Source organism: Streptomyces sp. NPDC087844 (genome assembly GCF_044742785.1).
Taxonomy (GTDB): domain Bacteria; phylum Actinomycetota; class Actinomycetes; order Streptomycetales; family Streptomycetaceae; genus Streptomyces.
Window position 1 is genome coordinate 608,058 of sequence record NZ_JBIUVD010000002.1, and the last position, 16,687, is coordinate 624,744.

General features: G+C 71.4%; 8 protein-coding genes. 5 read left to right on the forward strand and 3 right to left on the reverse strand.

All coding sequences use genetic code 11. The features are described 5' to 3' along the window. Position 1 precedes the first annotated feature (1 nt). The 3 genes from ACIOKD_RS06315 to ACIOKD_RS06325 form a co-directional block, all read right to left on the reverse strand. A complete protein-coding gene (locus ACIOKD_RS06315) occupies positions 2-1,561 on the reverse strand; it encodes an alpha/beta hydrolase (RefSeq protein WP_402078911.1) in 1,560 nt (519 codons plus the stop codon). 128 nt (positions 1,562-1,689) lie between these two features. Beyond that, on the reverse strand, positions 1,690-3,240 hold the full coding sequence (locus tag ACIOKD_RS06320; protein WP_402078913.1) for an alpha/beta hydrolase: 1,551 nt from the start codon (positions 3,238-3,240) through the stop codon (positions 1,690-1,692). Between the two features lie 153 nt (positions 3,241-3,393). Next, positions 3,394-6,240, reverse strand: a complete 2,847-nt coding sequence (locus ACIOKD_RS06325) for a YbhN family protein (RefSeq protein ID WP_402078916.1) — start codon at positions 6,238-6,240, stop codon at positions 3,394-3,396. A 185-nt stretch (positions 6,241-6,425) separates the two neighbouring features. Between ACIOKD_RS06325 and ACIOKD_RS06330 the strand changes: the two genes are divergently transcribed. From ACIOKD_RS06330 to nudC, 5 genes are all read left to right on the forward strand, one after another. Then, positions 6,426-6,830 carry an MGMT family protein gene (locus tag ACIOKD_RS06330; protein ID WP_402078919.1) on the forward strand — a complete coding sequence of 135 codons (405 nt, stop codon included), beginning with the start codon at positions 6,426-6,428 and terminating at the stop codon, positions 6,828-6,830. Positions 6,831-7,096: 266 nt separating this feature from the next. Beyond that, on the forward strand, positions 7,097-10,465 hold the full coding sequence (locus ACIOKD_RS06335) for an ATP-dependent helicase (RefSeq protein WP_402078922.1): 3,369 nt from the start codon (positions 7,097-7,099) through the stop codon (positions 10,463-10,465). Between the two features lie 190 nt (positions 10,466-10,655). Continuing rightward, positions 10,656-14,186, forward strand: a complete 3,531-nt coding sequence (locus ACIOKD_RS06340) for a UvrD-helicase domain-containing protein (protein ID WP_402078925.1) — start codon at positions 10,656-10,658, stop codon at positions 14,184-14,186. Between the two features lie 10 nt (positions 14,187-14,196). Further along, complete coding sequence (locus tag ACIOKD_RS06345) at positions 14,197-15,600, forward strand: dipeptidase (protein WP_402078927.1); 1,404 nt, start codon at positions 14,197-14,199, stop codon at positions 15,598-15,600. Positions 15,601-15,708: 108 nt separating this feature from the next. Further along, complete coding sequence (nudC, locus tag ACIOKD_RS06350; protein WP_402078930.1) at positions 15,709-16,656, forward strand: NAD(+) diphosphatase; 948 nt, start codon at positions 15,709-15,711, stop codon at positions 16,654-16,656. Positions 16,657-16,687: the final 31 nt, after the last annotated feature.

Consider the following 16,687-nt stretch of genomic DNA (forward strand, 5'->3'; position numbering starts at 1 on the left):
GCTACGAACCGCAGACCTTGCCGTCGTCCGGTACCGATCCGTCCAATAGATAGTCGTCCACCGTGTTGTCGACGCAGTCGCTCCCGCTCCCGTACGCCCCGTGGCCCTCGCCCTTCCAGGTGAGCTGCACGCCGACGCCCTTGCCCAGCTCGTCCGCCATCTTGCGAGCGCCCTCGTACGGCGTCGCCGGGTCGCCGGTGTTGCCCACCACCAGGACGGGGGCCGCGCCGGGCGCGCTCACCTCCGGCGTCTCGTACTGCCCGGCCACCGGCCAGTCGTGGCACCAGCCGGCCGTGTCCCAGCCCATCGAATCCCCGAACACGGGCGAGATCTTCCGGAACTCGGCCAGCCGCTTCTTCGCCTCCTCGGGCGTCGGCCGCTCCTTGTCGTCCAAGCACGATATGACCCGTTGGGAATGCGTGGTCGTGCCGTAGCGGCCCGAGGCGTCACGGTCGTTGTAGCTGTCGGCCTGCGCGAGCAGTTCCGTACCGTCGCCGTCCTCGGCCGCTTCGAGCGCACTGGTGAGGGCCGGCCAGGACGACTTGCTGTAGAGCGGGTAGACGATGCCGGTGAGGGCGAGCTGCTGTGTCAGGTCACGGCCGCTCGTGGTCGGCAGCGGTTCGGAGTCGATTCGCTTGAGCAGGGCCGCGATCTCCTGAGAGCCCTGCTCGGGGTCCTGGCCAGTGGAATCGAGGTAGTCCTCCAGAGCGCGCTGGAAACCCCTGGCCTGGTTCTCCGCGTGGCCCACTGTGCCGGCGCTCGGGTCGACGACCGCGTCCAGGACCAGCCGACCCGTGTTCTTCGGGAACAAGTGGGCGTACACGCCGCCCAGTTCGGTGCCGTACGAGATGCCGAGATAGTGCATCTTCCGGTCGCCGAGGACATGCCGCATCAGGTCCATGTCCCGGGCCGTGTCGGTCGTCGAGACATGTCCCAGGAGCTTGCCCGCAGACTTCTGGCAGCCCTTGCCGAAGTCCGTGGAGTCCTTGAGGAACGCGGTCTCCTCGGCGGAGGTGTCCGGGGTGGTGTCGACCGCCTCCGCCGCCTGGACCTCCTTGTCGCTGCGGCAGCGCACGCCCTCACTGGCGGCGACACCACGCGGGTCCCAACTGACCAGGTCGTACCGCTCGTGGAGCTTCGCGAACGTCGGCCCGTACGGCGGCAGATAGTCGACGCCCGAGCCGCCGGGTCCGCCGAAGTTGAACAGCAGCGAGCCGATGCGGTCGTCCGAGGATCCGCTCGACTCGCTGCGGATCAGCGCCAGTCCTATGGTCTCGCCCGCCGGCTTCGCCCAGTCCAGCGGCACCCTGAGCGTCGTACACCGCCAGTCCCCGCCCGGCGCGGGGCCGGTCTCGGTGGCCTTGCACCTGCTCCAGTCGAGCTTCTGCGAGGTGAGTGAGGCGGGCAGCCCCGGCATGGCGTCGGAGGAGGACGCAGCGCCCGGCGGCCTGCCCGCGTCGTCGTTCTTGTCGTTCCCTCCGTCGTCCCCGGACGAGCCGCTGCAGCCGGCCACCAGCAACGCGGCGGCGGCCAGTGCCGTCCACCGTGCGATACGCGCCATGAACTTCCCCCCTCTCATCGTCGTCCGCCGATGTCGCGGATGACAGTCAGGCCATAGTAGGCAAATCTCCGCGAGCACAGCTGAGCCCTGTGGATAACCCTCTGACCTGCCACTTCGTGAGTCTGGCCTCAGGAACAGACCGTGCGGGCCGCCGGGACCTCGCCGTTCAGCAGATAGCCGTTCACCGCGCCGCGCACGCACTTGTTCCCGCTGTCGTACGCCCCGTGCCCCTGACCTTTGTACGTCAGCTCGACACCGACCCCCTTGCCCAGTGAATCCACCATCTTCCGGGCTCCCTCGTACGGGGTCGCCGGGTCACCGGTGTTCCCGACCACGAGGATCGGAGCCGCTCCGGGCGCGCTCACATCGGGGTGGTCGGCGTCGCCCGCCACCGCCCAGTCGGTGCAGCCGACCATCCCCCACGCCAGATAGTCGCCGAAGACGGAAGAGGCCTCGCGGAACTCCGGGAGCTTCGCCGTCACGTCGGCGGCGGTGTAACGCGGTTTGTCGTCCGCGCAGTTGATGGAGACGTTGGCGGCGCTGATATTGCTGTACTCGCCGTCCTCATTGCGCCCGTTCATCGAGTCGGACAGCAGCATCAGGACCTTGCCGTCACCGTCGTACGCCTGCTGGAGTCCTTCGGTGAGGTACTCCCAGAATTCTTTGGAGTACAGGGACTGCGCGATGCCGCTCGTGGCGGCGGTCTGGGTGAGCTGACGCGGGAAGATGCCCGGGATCGGTTCGCCGTCGAGGTCCGCCAGCAGCTTGGCGATCCGGTCCTTCACGTCCTGCGCGCTGCCGCCGAGCGGGCATTCCTCCGCCTTGGACGCGCAGTCCTCGGCGAAGTTGTCCAGCGCCAACTGGAAGCCCCTGGCCTGCCCGAGGGACCCCTGTTCGGAGTTCTGCGTCGGGTCCACGACCGCGTCGAAGACGGCCCGCCCGACCTTCTCGGGGAACAGGTGCGCGTACACGCCGCCCAGCTCGGTGCCGTACGAGATACCGAAGTAGTGCAGCTCGTCGTCGCCCAGGACCTGGCGCATCAGGTCCATGTCGCGGGCCGCGTCGGTGGTGCGTACGTGGGGGAGGACTTTCCCGGAGTTCTTCTCGCAGGCCTTGTTGAACTTCTTCGTGCTGTCCAGAAGAGTCCGCTGCTCGGCGTCGTCGTCCGGGGTGGCGTCCTGCTGGAAGTACTCGTCGAGCTGTTCGCTGTCCTCGCACTTCACACCGGCGCTGCGGCCGACCCCGCGCGGGTCGAAACTGACCAGGTCGTAGCGGGTGCGCAGCTCGTCGTAGTCCTTGCCGAACGCGGGGAGCGTGGTGACGCCCGAGCCGCCCGGACCGCCGAAGTTGAAGAGCAGCGAACCGATGCGCCGGCCTTTGGCGCCGCTCGCCCGCGCGCGGATCAGCGCGAGACCGATGGTGTCCCCCTTGGGCTTGTCCCAGTCCAGGGGCGCCTTCAAGGTCGCGCACTGCCAGTTGTCGCCGTCCGGCAGGGGCGACGGAGCGTCCCCGCCGCCCTCGGAGTCGGACGGTTCCGGGCAGTCCTCCCAGCTGAGCTTCTGTACCGACAGGTCCTCGTCCGCGGAGCCGTCGTCGTCGCCGCATCCGGCGAGGGCCGCCAGCAGCAGGAGGGCGGTGGCGGTCAGCGCGGCGGCACGCGGCGGGGAAGGGTTCGGCATGGACCCATCCTGCGGTCGCTCAGGACGGGGCGCTCGGGGCACGGGCCGTGCGGGTGAGCATCCCGCGATCGCCCCTATGGACTGTCGCCGCCTGTCCGGCGATCAACCGGATCGCCGGACAGGTCCTGGAGCCGACCGCACAGGGCGATACACCTAGAGCGCGCCCTTGCGTGTCAGGTGGTTGAAGAACAGCCACCCCGGCAGCACGGGCAGCCACAGCGTGAGAAGGCGGTACAGGAGCACGGCGGGCGCCGCGACCTCCTTGGGAAGTCCGACGGCGATCAGGCCGACCGTCAGGGTGGCCTCGACCGCGCCCACCCCGCCCGGGGTGGGCGCCGCGGAGCCGAGCGCGTTCCCGGCGAGGAAGACGACGGCCACACTGGCGATGCTGATCGCGGGCATGTCCTCGCTGCCGAACGCCCGGATCGACGCGTCGAGGCACATCACGAAGCAGGCCGTCAGCAGAAGCATGCCGCCGATGCCGGTGATCAGCTTCTGCGGCCGCTGGAGGATGTCCAGCATGCGCGGGATGACACCCGCGAAGAGCGACCGCACGCGCGTGACCACGAATTTCCTCAGGAACGGCACCGAGGTCATGACGAGGACGAGGACCGCGACGGTCAGCAGACCCGCGATGACCGTCCGGGACGGCGACAAGGAGGGCGTCTTCTCGGTACCGGTCAGATAACCGAACGACAGCAGCATCAGGATGTGACAGCCGAGCCCGAACAGCTGCGACGCGCCGACGCTCGCCACCGCGAGCCCCGGCCGTACTCCCGCGCGCTGGAGGAACCGCGTGTTGAGCGCGACACCGCCCACTGCCGCGGGCGCCACGATCTTCACGAAGGACCCGGCCACCTGCGCCGCCACCGCCCGCATGAACGGCACCCGCTCGGGCACGAAGCCCAGCAGGCTCATGGCCGCGGCGAAGTAGCTCAGCATCGAGAAGAGCGCCGCCGCGGCGACCCAGCCCCACTGGGCGCTGTCGAAGAGCGTGCCGAACTCGATGTGCGTGAGCTGCGTCAGCAGGAAGTACGCGCCGAACGCGCCCGCGATGAAACTGATCAGCGTGCGCGGACGGATGCGCTCAAGACGGGCGGGCTCGACCGGTGCCTGCGGCCTGATCAGCAGCACCTGGTGCCGGATCTGGGTGAGCAGGTCCTCCTCGCGGGCCTCGTCCAGCGCCTCGTCGATCGCCCGTTTCTCGGCCCGCTGCTCGGCACGTACGGTTTTCTTGTCGGGCTTTTCCAGGACGGGCCTGGTCTCCTGGGACGTGACCTCGTGTTCCTCGGCGCGGGCCAGTTTGGTCTGCCTGGAGGCCTCCAGGACCGCCTCGCGCTCGCGCTCCGAACGCTCCCGGGCCAGTTTGCGCAGGGTGGCGCGGTGCGAGCGGGTGAGCGCGATGGGCTGCAGCATGGGCAGGCAGTCGGCGACCGCGTCCGGGCCGAGCACGCCGACGGCCGAGGCCACCGCGCGTTCCGCGCCGACGCGCAGACCGAGTGTGGTGACCAGCTGGGCGACGTCCATGCGCAGCAGCAGCTCACCGGCCGCGATCTCGCCGTTGCGCAGGTCCGTGAGGATCACCGTGCCGGAACGATCCACCAGAATGGCGTCACCGGCCAGCCTGCGGTGTGCGATGCGCCGCGACTGCAGCGCCTGCACCTGGTGCCAGGTCTCGCGCAGCAGGTCGTCGGTGATGTCCTCGTCCGGCAGCGCGTCGAGGGTGCGCCCGCCGATGTGTTCGTAGACCAGCATCACGGCGTCCGGACCGAGCTCGGAGGTCGCGATCAGCTTCGGCGCGTTGGCTCCGGCCGCGATGGCCGCGTATGCGAGGAGCGCCTCCTGTTCCAGGGCCTGGCGCAGCGACTGGAGGCTGCGGCGCGTGGTGATGCCACGCAGTGTCAGACGGCGCCACACGCGGTAGAAGAAGCCCTGCGCCTGCTGTTCCCGGTCCACCACCGTGACGTCCAGTGGGGCACCGTCCTGGAGCGTCACGAAGTACCGGCGGCCACGGTCGCCGTCCGCGGCCTCCGGGGTCTCGTCCCGCGCCGCGCTCACCGGGTGGAAGCCGACGTGCCGCAGGCCGGCCATCAGGGTCCGGCCCGTGGGCCGTACGTTCGGTGAGCCGACCGCGTACAGCGTCCCGTAGGCCACGCTCCAACCGATCAGCACCGTGAGGATGATCGAGAAGGGGGTCGTGTAGCCGGTGACCAGCATGGAGAACGCGTCGAGCATCAGCACGACCCACAGGACCGCCCGCCAGCGTGGCCGTCGCGACATGCCGACGGCCGTCATATAGGCGATGACCGGCGCGAGGTAACCGTGCACGGGATCGGTCAGTGCGTGGATGTCTGCGGGGGAGGGCTGGGTGAGCGCTTTCTGGATCGAGTCCGGGGCGGCCTTGGCGACCCACAGGTCAGTGGCGAGCGTCACACCGTGGGCGAGGACCGCGGCCAGCACGCCGTCGGCGATCCGCAGCCCGTCCCGCTTGATCAGCCGCTCGATGGCGAAGGCGACCGGCACCAGGAGGATCGCGATGCTCGACGCGAGCCCGGCGATCTTGATGAGCAGGTCGGGCGCCTCGTCGGTGCCCTTGTTGATGTCCTGCGCCAGCCCCGACGTCGTGCCGTGCGCGAACGCGGCGATCGACAGCAGTACGGCGATCGCGAGAACGCCCACCAGCAGGCGCATCAGGTCGGAGGGGCGGTGCACGCGCGCGGGGAGCAGCGGTTCGTCGCCCTCGACCGCTTCGGCCGGGGCGTCGTCGCAGGCCGCGCCGTCGGTCTCCTCGGCTCCGCTCTCCTCGCGCATGTCCTTCTTCTGGGACGTGTCCGGACTGCCGGGCGTCACGCCTGTCTCGGACGCAACGTCTGTCACCGACGTCACGGACGCCTCTGTCATCTCCGGAAGGCTCTCGTCCGTATCGTCGCCGGAATCCGGGCGCGACGAAACCTCAGAGGTGCCCTCCGCGTCTTCGGGGTGCACACCCTGCTGTTTCATCGTCTCTTCTTGGTCTCGTATCACCAGTAACCGCCCGCACGATGGTGGCATGCCCCGCTGACACAGGGGGGCATCAGGGTGCGACGCGGGGGCGCACAGTCTGCCCGAAGCGCTGTTCCGGGGCGAGGGATACGCTCAGTCGCCGCCGCGTCACGTTGTCGGAGGGGTGGTGCAGGATGGACCGGATGAGCGAGCAGAGCCTTCCGGCGGACACCCTGCCGGAGTACGCGGAGCGGGTCCTCGACGTCGCCGAGCAGATTCCGCCCGGGCGCGTCATGACGTACGGAGACGTCGCGGAGTGGCTGGAGGAAGGCGGTCCGCGACAGGTCGGACGCGTGATGGCCCTCTACGGAGGAGCCGTTCCGTGGTGGCGGGTCGTCCGCGCGGACGGCGCGGTGCTCCTGGGCCACGAACTGGAGGCGCTGGAGCACTACCGGGTCGAGGGCACGCCCCTCAAGGCGGCGAACAAGGCCGCCGAAGGGCACGTTCCGCGCATCGACATGAGACAGGCCAGGTGGGACGGCGGTGATCGCACGGAGGGTCACACCCGACAGCTTCCGGCAGGGGACCGCCAGGAGGGGGACAGGTGACCCGTACGGGGGAATGCGGGCACGCCCGGGACATGCCGTACGTTCGTGATGCGGGAGACACCGGTGCCGGGAGGGAACACGTAGAAGCGTCGCTTCCACGGCATCCACCGGCGTAGCGTCGACAGCGCGCGTCCCGTTCATCCCGCGGTCACCGCCCGCCTCGCGGCGCACATTCCCCGCCCGTCGCCCGAGCACGATCCCTCACCGACGGCGTTCCGCGCCGACAGTGACAATCCCCAGCACACCCACCAGGACCGGCGAACCACGTGAGCTCCTCTTCCTCCACCAGGCGCCTGTCGTACCCCCGGGGTCGACAGGGGACCCGTGGCGCTTACCGGCTGGTGCGTACCCCGCCGGCACGGGTGGCTCCCCCTGTGCTGGACGCAGCCCAGCGCGCGGCGGTTGACCACAAGGACGGCCCGCTGCTCGTCCTCGCAGGTCCGGGGACCGGCAAGACGACCACGCTCGTCGAGTCCGTGGCGGCCCGGATCGCCCGAGGCGCGGACCCCGAGCGCATCCTGGTACTGACGTTCAGCCGCAAGGCCGCCGTGGAACTGCGCGACCGCATGGCGCTGCGCATGGGAGCGGCCCGTGCGCCCCAGGCGACGACCTTCCACTCCTTCTGCTACGCCCTCGTCCGGGCCCACCAGGACACCGATCTGTTCGTGGAACCGATGCGGCTGCTCTCCGGCCCCGAACAGGACGTGGCGGTACGGGAACTGCTCGCGGGCCAGCCCATCCTGGAGCGGCTCGGCCTCGCCCATGTGCGCTGGCCGGACGAACTGCGCGCGTGCCTGACGACGCGCGGCTTCGCCGACGAGGTCCGCGCGGTCCTCGCCCGCAGCCGTGAACTGGGCCTCGGCCCCGACGCCCTGCAGACCTTCGCCAGGCGCATCGGCCGCCCCGACTGGCTGGCGGCCTCCGCCTTCCTCGCCGAGTACCTCGACGTGCTCGACATGCAGGGAGTGCTCGACTACGCGGAGCTGGTGCACCGCGCCGTGCTGCTCGCCCGGCGCCCTGGCGTGGCCGAACGGCTCGCAGAGCGGTACGACGCGGTCTTCGTCGACGAGTACCAGGACACCGATCCGGCGCAGCTGCGGCTCCTGGACGCGCTCGCGGGCGGCGGCCGCACCCTGGTGGCCTTCGGCGATCCCGACCAGTCGATCTACGCGTTCCGCGGCGCCGACGTGAACGGCATCCTGGAGTTCCCCGACGTCTTCCCGCGCGTGGACGGCACACCGGCGCCGGTCGAGGTCCTGAGGACGTCCCGCAGGTCGGGCGCGGGCCTGCTGGCGGCCACCCGGCTGCTGACCCAGCGCATGCCTCTGACCCGCCTCCCGGCGGAGAAGGTACGCGCCCACAGGGAACTCGCCCCCGTACGGGACGGCGGCCAGGTGGAGGTCTACACGTACCCGACCCCCGGTACGGAGCTGGACAACATCGCGGACATCCTGCGCCGCGCCCACCTGGAGGACGGCGTTCCGTGGAAGGACATGGCCGTCCTGGTGCGTGCCGGCTCCCGCACCATCCCGACGATCCGCCGCACGCTCACCGCGGCCGGCGTCCCCCTCGACATCGACGGTGACGACCTGCCCCTGCGCCACGAACCGGCGGTGACGCCCTTGCTGACGGCCCTCAAGGCGGTGGCCGTGGCGGAACTGGGGGAGCACCCCTCCCCCGCGACTCCTTCCCCCGTCCCGCAGGAACGGTCGGTCCCGGAGGAGCAGGCCGTCCTGGAGGAGCCGGCCGTCGCGGAGAGGCCGTGGCTCGGCGTCGAGACCGCGCTCACCCTCCTCGCGTCCCCACTGGCCGGTATGGACGCCGCCGACCTGCGCCGGCTGGGCCGTGCCCTGCGCGAGGAGGAGCGCGCCGCGGGCAACCACGTGCCGCCACCCTCCGACGAGTTGCTGGCGCAGGCACTGGCCGAGCCGGAGCGGCTGGTCGCCCACGACCCCTCGTACGCGCGCGGGGCCCAGCGCCTGGGCGCCCTCCTGCGCAAGGCACGGGAACGCCTCGCGGGGGGCGGCACGGCCGAGGAGGCGCTCTGGGAGCTGTGGGACGGCACACCCTGGCCGCAGCGCCTGGAGCGGGCCGCCCGGCGCGGCGGCGCGGCAGGCCGCAACGCGGACCGTGACCTCGACGCCGTGTGCGCGCTGTTCGCGACCGCGGCGCGTGCCGAGGAACGCACCGGCGGCCGTGGCGCCCTCAACTTCCTGGAGGAGGTCGACGCCCAGGACATCGCCGCCGACACGCTCACCCGAAGGGCCGTGCGCCCCGACGCCGTACGTCTGATGACCGCGCACCGCTCCAAGGGCCTGGAGTGGCGTCTGGTCGTCGTCGCGGGCGTCCAGGAGGGTCTGTGGCCCGACCTGCGCCGTCGCGGCTCCCTCCTGGAGGCCGACCGCATCGGACGTGACGGTCTCGCGGAGCCGCTCACCCCCGGAGCGCTCCTCTCCGAAGAGCGCCGCCTGTTCTACGTGGCCGCCACGCGCGCGTGTGAACGGCTCGTCGTCACCGCCGTGAAGGCCCCCGCGGACGACGGCGACCAGCCTTCCCGTTTCCTCACCGAACTCGGCACGGAGCCCAAGGACGTAACGGGCCGACCCCGCCGCCCCCTGTCCGTCGCCGCGCTCGTCGCGGAACTGCGGTCCACCACCGTCGACCCCCGCGTCTCGGCCCCCCTCAGGGAGGCGGCCGCCCGCCGCCTGGGCAGACTCGCCGCGCTCGGCGACGAGGACGGCCGCCCCCTGGTGCCGTCCGCGCACCCCTACCGCTGGTGGGGCATGTACGAACCCACCGAGAGCAAGGTGCCGCTGCGCGACCGCGACCATCCCGTCGTACTCTCCGGCAGCGCCCTCGACCAGCTCGCCAACACCTGCGCCCTGCAGTGGTTCCTGGGCCGCGAAGTGAAGGCGGACGCCCCCGCGACCGCCGCCCAGGGCTTCGGCAACGTGGTGCACGTCCTGGCGGACGAGGTCGCCTCCGGCCGCACGCCCGCCGACCTCGCCGTCCTCATGGAGCGCCTCGACTCCGTGTGGGAGGCGCTCGCCTTCGACGCGCCCTGGAAGTCGGCCCAGGAGAAGGAGCACGCGCGCGTGGCGCTCGAACGCTTCCTGAAGTGGCATGTCATGGACCGCGCCGAACGCACGCCCGTGGCCAGCGAGCACGACTTCGACGTCACCCTCGAAGCGGGCTCCTACGAAGTCCGCATCCGCGGCTCCATGGACCGCGTCGAGCGGGACGCCGAGGGCCGCGCCTACGTGGTCGACTTCAAGACCGGCAAGCAGGCACCGAGCGCCGCCGACGTGGCCCACCACCCGCAGCTCGCCGTCTACCAGCTCGCCGTCAACGAGGGCGCCGTGGACGAGGCCTTCGACGGCGAACGCCCCGAGCCTGGCGGAGCCGAACTCGTCCAGCTCCGCCAGGGCGCCCCCAAGAAGGACGGCGGCGAGACCCTGCCCAAGGTGCAGGCCCAGGAGCCCCTGGAGGGGGAGTGGGTCGGCGACCTCCTCGCCACCGCCGCGGGCAAGGTCCTCGACGAACGGTTCACGCCGACGACCGGCCAGCACTGCACGCACTGCGCCTTCCGGGCCTCGTGCAGCGCCCGCCCGGAGGGACGTCACGTCGTCGAGTGACGGGGCACGGCTCCGGGCAGCCGTCCGCGGGGTGTCCACCGCGGGTCCGCCGCGTGTGCGGCAACGCGGGACGAAGAATGTTCGCCGTGCACGAAGTGACATACAGCACCACGTGTGCTGACCTGCGCATCCTTCGACCCGGCCGTCGAATCGGCACCGACTGTCAGTGGGCGCGGCTAGCCTCTCAGACGTGCCAGCCCGTATCTCCGATCCCGAGCAGCTCAAGGAGCTCCTCGGCATCCCGTTCACCCCGGAGCAGACGGCCTGCATCACCGCCCCGCCCGCCCCGCAGGTGATCGTGGCCGGAGCCGGCTCCGGCAAGACCACGGTGATGGCCGCGCGCGTGGTGTGGCTGGTCGGCACCGGACAGGTGGCCCCCGAGCAGGTCCTGGGCCTGACGTTCACCAACAAGGCGGCGGGCGAGCTCGCCGAGCGCGTACGGAAGGCACTGATCAGGGCCGGAGTCACCGACCCGGACGTGATCGACCCGGACAACCCCCCGGGCGAGCCGGTGATCTCCACCTACCACGCCTTCGCAGGCCGTCTGCTGACCGACCACGGGCTGCGTATCGGACTCGAACCCACCTCGCGCCTCCTCGCCGACGCCACGCGCTACCAGCTCGCCGCCCGCGTCCTGCGCGAAGCACCGGGCCCCTACCCCGCGCTCACCCGCTCCTTCCCCGACCTGGTCAGCGACCTCCTCACCCTCGACTCCGAGCTGGCCGAACACCTCGTACAGCCCGAGGAACTGCGTGCGTACGACGCCCGGCTGCTGCACGACCTGGAGGGCGTCAAACTCACCAACGCCGACCTGCGCAAGGTCCCGGAGACCGCCGCCACCCGGCGTGAACTGACCGAGCTCGTGGACCGCTACAGGAAGGCCAAGCGCGAGCGCGACCTCCTCGACTTCGGCGACCAGATCGCCCTCTCGGCGACCCTCGCCCGCACTCGTTCCGAGGTCGGCGGCATCCTGCGCGACGAGTTCCGGGTGGTCCTCCTCGACGAGTACCAGGACACGTCCGTGGCCCAGCGCATCCTTTTGGCCGGCCTGTTCGGCGGCGGCACGGGCCACCCGGTGACCGCCGTCGGAGACCCCTGCCAGGCCATCTACGGCTGGCGCGGCGCCTCCGTGGCCAACCTCGACGACTTCCCCGAGCACTTCGCGCACGCGGACGGCCGCCCGGCGACCCGCCAGTCGCTCAGTGAGAACCGCCGCAGCGGTGGCCGCCTCCTCGACCTCGCCAACGGCCTCGCGGAACCCCTGCGCGCCATGCACGCGGGCGTGGAGGCCCTCCGCCCGGCCCCCGGCGCCGAGCGCGACGGCATGGTGCGCTGCGCCCTGCTGCGTACGCACGCCGAGGAGATGGACTGGCTCGCCGACTCCATCGCCCATCTCGTACGTACGGGGAAGGCCCCCGGCGAGATCGCCGTCCTGTGCCGTACCGCGACCGACTTCGGCCAGATCCAGGGCGCGCTCGTCGCCCGCGACATCCCGGTGGAGGTCGTCGGGCTCTCCGGGCTGCTGCACCTGCCCGAGGTCGCCGACCTCGTCGCCGTCTGCGAGGTCCTCCAGGACCCCGGGGCCAACGCCTCACTGGTCCGCCTGCTCACCGGACCGCGCTGGCGTATCGGCCCCCGCGACCTCGCCCTCCTGGGCCGCCGGGCCCGGCTGCTCGTGTCCCACGCGCGCGTGGGCGCCGCCGACGACCCCGACCTGCGGCTCGCCGCAGCCGTCGAAGGCGTCGACCCGGCCGAGGTGATCTCCCTCGCGGACGCGCTCGACACCTTCCTTGAGACGCCTTTCGGCGGAGAGGGGGACGACGACGGGCTGCCGTTCTCGGCCGACGCCCGCGTACGGTTCGCGCGGCTCGCCACCGAACTGCGCGATCTGCGCCGCTCGCTCGCCGACCCGCTCATGGACGTCCTGCACCGGGTCCTCGCCACCACCGGCCTTGAGGTGGAACTCTCCGCGTCCCCGCACGCGCTGGCCGCCCGCCGCCGCGAGACCCTGTCCAATTTCCTGGACGTCGCCGCCTCCTTCGCCGCGAACGAGGGCGAGGCGAGCCTGCTCGCCTTCCTCGGCTTCCTGCGCACCGCGGCCCAGTACGAGAAGGGCCTCGACAACGCGCTGCCGGGCGGCGAGAACACCGTCAAGGTGCTCACCGCCCACAAGTCCAAGGGCCTCGAATGGGACGTGGTGGTGGTCCCGGGGCTCGTCACCGGCACGTTCCCCAGCGGCCAGGGCCGCGAGAAATGGACCGCCCAGGGCAAGGTCCTCCCGCACGAACTGCGCGGCGACGCCGACACCCTGCCCGACATCGGCGCCTGGGACTCCCGCAGCATGAAGGCCTTCCATGAGGCCATGAAGGAGCACCAGCACACCGAGGAACTCCGCCTCGGCTACGTCACCTTCACCCGCCCCCGTTCCCTGCTGCTCGGTTCCGGCCACTGGTGGGGCCCCTCGCAGAAGAAGCCCCGCGGCCCCTCCGACTTCCTGCACGCCCTGTACGACCACTGCGCGGCCGGGCACGGCGAGATCGAGGCCTGGGAGGACGAACCCGACGAGGACGAGGAGAACCCCGCGCTGCTGGCGGCCGGCGGCGACCACGCCTGGCCGCTCCCGCTGGACGACCTGGCGATGACCCGCCGCCGTGAGGCCGCACGGACGGTGCTGGCCCACCTGGAGTCCGGCCACTCCCACGAGACGGCTCACCCCTCGGTTCCCGACGACCCGGGCCCGTACGACGACCCCGGCCCGTACGACGACCCGGACTGGCCGCCGCCGGAGGAGGACGAGCCTCCTTATGAAGAGGCCGATTTCACCGACGCGGCCCCGGACGACCGGGACTCGTGGACACCGAACCGCCCGGCGCCCCCCCACCGCCCGACGGTCCCGCACCCCAGCCCCGCCCCGGACGCCCGCCCGCACCCTCCCGAGACCACGCGCCTCACCTCCGAGGAAGCCCGCACCATCGCCTCCTGGGACCGCGACCTGGACGCCCTCACCGGGGAACTCCTGCGCGCCCGTGAGAGCGTCACGGACGTCCCCCTGCCCGCCTCCCTGACCGCGTCCCAGCTGCTGCGTCTGGCCGCGGACCCGGAAGGGTTCGCCCAGGAACTGGCGCGCCCCATGCCGCGCCCGCCTCAGCCCGCCGCCCGCCGGGGCACCCGCTTCCACGCCTGGGTCGAAGCCCGCTTCGAAGAGCTTCGGCTCCCGATGCTGGAGCCGGAGGACCTGCCCGGCAGTGAGGCCGAGATCGCCGACGAACGCGACCTGGAAGCACTCAAGGACGCCTTCGAGCGCACCCCCTACGCCCACCGCACGCCCTACCGGGTCGAGGCCCCCTTCCAACTCGCGATCGCCGGCCGTGTCGTACGGGGCCGGATCGACGCGGTCTACAGGGAAGAGGTCTACAGGGAAGAGGGCGACGAGCACGGAGACGGGCAGGCGACCACGACGTACGAGATCGTCGACTGGAAGACCAGCCGCACCCGCACCGCCGATCCGCTCCAGCTCGCCCTCTACCGGCTGGCCTGGGCCGAGCAGCACGGCATCCCCCTGGAATCCGTACAGGCAGCCTTCCTGTACGTGCGCAGCGGCGAGGTCGTACGCCCCGAGGGTCTGCCGGACCGGGCCGCACTGGAACGCCTTCTCCTGGAAGAACCGCCCGAAGAGGTTCCCGACGAACCGCCTGACCAGCACGCGCGCGTGGACGGATAGGCTCGTGACCATGAGCAAGACTCCGGACAGCGCCGTCCGCGCGTACACCGAGCGGCACCGCGCGGCCTTCCTCGACGACCTCGCCGAGTGGCTGCGCATCCCGTCCGTCTCGGCCCAGCCCGAGCATGCCGCGGACGTACGGCGCAGCGCCGACTGGCTCGCCGCGAAACTGCGGGAGACGGGCTTTCCGACCTGCGAGGTCTGGGCGACCCCCGGCGCACCCGCGGTCTTCGCCGAATGGCCCTCGGACGATCCGCGGGCGCCCACGGTCCTCGTCTACGGCCACCACGACGTACAGCCCGCCGCCCGCGAGGACGGCTGGGACACCGACCCCTTCGAGCCCGTCGTCCGCGGAAACCGACTCCACGCGCGCGGGGCCGCCGACGACAAGGGACAGGTGTTCTTCCACACACTCGGCGTCCGGGCCCACCTCGCCGCCACGGGCCGCACGACTCCCGCGGTCCACCTGAAGCTGCTGATCGAGGGCGAGGAGGAGTCCGGTTCCCCGCACTTCCGTGACCTCGTCGAAGCTCGCAAGGACCGGCTGACCGCCGACGTGGTGATCGTCTCCGACACCGGCATGTGGTCCGAGGACACCCCCACGGTGTGTACCGGCATGCGCGGCCTCGCCGAGTGCGAGATCCAGCTGTACGGGCCGGACCAGGACATCCACTCCGGCTCCTTCGGCGGAGCCGTGCCCAATCCGGCCACCGCTGTCGCCCGCCTCGTCGCCGCCCTGCACGACGAGCACGCGCGCGTGGCGATCCCCGGCTTCTACGAGGGCATCACCGAACTCACCGACCGTGAGCGGGAACTCTTCGCCGAGCTGCCCTTCGACGAGGAGCGCTGGCTGCGCACCGCCCGGTCCACGGCCACCCACGGAGAGAGCGGCCACACCACCCTGGAGCGTGTCTGGGCCCGCCCGACCGCCGAGGTCAACGGCATCGGCGGCGGCTACCAGGGCCCCGGCAACAAGACGATCGTGCCGTCGTCGGCGATGGTCAAACTCTCCTTCCGGCTCGTCGCCGGACAGGACCCCGACCACATCGAGAAAGCCGTCCGCACCTGGGCCGCCGAGCAGCTGCCCGCCGGAATCCGCCACGAGATCACCTTCGGCGCCGCCACGCGCCCGTGCCTGACGCCGCTCGACCATCCCGCACTGCAGTCCGTCGTACGCGCCATGGGCCGCGCCTTCGAGAAGGAGATCCGCTTCACCCGCGAAGGCGGATCGGGGCCCGCCGCGGACCTCCAGGACGTCCTCGCCGCCCCGGTGCTGTTCCTCGGCATCTCGGTCCCGTCCGACGGCTGGCACGCCCCCAACGAGAAGGTCGAACTCGACCTCCTCCTCAAAGGCGTCGAGACCTCCGCCTACCTGTGGGGCGATCTGGCCCGAAACTGGCCAGATGCACACTGAAGAAACCCCGCCGCACACGTCCCGCCGCACACGTTCTGCCGGACATCCGGACATCCGACCGAACAGCCCGTCGAACCGCCCGTTTCACCGGGGGAGTTGGAAGCACCCGTGACCACCTGGACCGACCGCACCGCCGACCGTCCCATCTCGCTCACCGCCACGAGCGGCATCGACCGGGCCGCCCACCACCGGCTCGACGAGGCCTGGCTCGCCGCGGCGTGGAGCCACCCCACCACCCGCGCCTTCGTGGTCTCCGGCGGTCAGGTCCTCATCGACGAGACGCCCGACGGCACCACCGAACTCGTCATGACCCCGTCCTTCGAAGCGCCCCTCACCGAGGCGCACCGCTACTTCCTCGGCACCGACGACGACGGCGTGAGCTACTTCGCCCTCCAGAAGGACACTTTGCCCGGCCGCATGGACCAGTCCGCGCGCGCGGCGGGACTGCGCGAGGCCGGCCTGCTCCTGTCACCCCGCGACGCGGGCCTCATGGTGCACGCGGTCGCCCTGGAGAACTGGCAGCGCCTGCACCGCTTCTGCTCCCGCTGCGGTGAACGCACGGTGATCGCCGCGGCCGGTCACATCCGCCGCTGCCCCGCCTGCGGCGCCGAGCACTACCCCCGCACCGACCCGGCCGTGATCATGGCCGTGACGGACAACGAGGACCGCATCCTGCTCGGCCGGCAGGTGCACTGGCCCGAAGGCCGCTTCTCCACCCTCGCGGGCTTCGTCGAGCCCGGCGAGTCCATCGAGCAGTCGGTCCGCCGCGAGGTGTTCGAGGAGGCCGGCATCACCGTCGGCGAGGTCGAGTACATCGCCAGCCAGCCCTGGCCCTTCCCCTCCAGCCTCATGCTGGGCTTCATGGCCCGCGCGACCTCGGCGGAGATCAATGTCGACGGCGAGGAGATCGAGGAAGCGCGCTGGTTCTCCCGGGAAGACCTGCGGGCCGCCTTCGAGTCCGGGGAGGTCCTGCCTCCGTACGGCATCTCGATTGCGGCCCGCCTGATCGAGCTCTGGTACGGCAAGCCCCTGCCGACGCGCGGAACGGCCACCTGAGGAAACTGCCGCCTGGGACCGGGGACAGGTC

Bases quoted from the DNA above. Each gene is read 5' to 3' on its own strand.
- ACIOKD_RS06315 (WP_402078911.1), bottom strand. From the start codon at position 1,561: ATGGCGCGTATCGCACGGTGGACGGCACTGGCCGCCGCCGCGTTGCTG.
- ACIOKD_RS06320 (WP_402078913.1), bottom strand. From the start codon at position 3,240: ATGCCGAACCCTTCCCCGCCGCGTGCCGCCGCGCTGACCGCCACCGCC.
- ACIOKD_RS06325 (WP_402078916.1), bottom strand. From the start codon at position 6,240: ATGAAACAGCAGGGTGTGCACCCCGAAGACGCGGAGGGCACCTCTGAG.
- ACIOKD_RS06330 (WP_402078919.1), top strand. From the start codon at position 6,426: ATGAGCGAGCAGAGCCTTCCGGCGGACACCCTGCCGGAGTACGCGGAG.
- ACIOKD_RS06345 (WP_402078927.1), top strand. From the start codon at position 14,197: ATGAGCAAGACTCCGGACAGCGCCGTCCGCGCGTACACCGAGCGGCAC.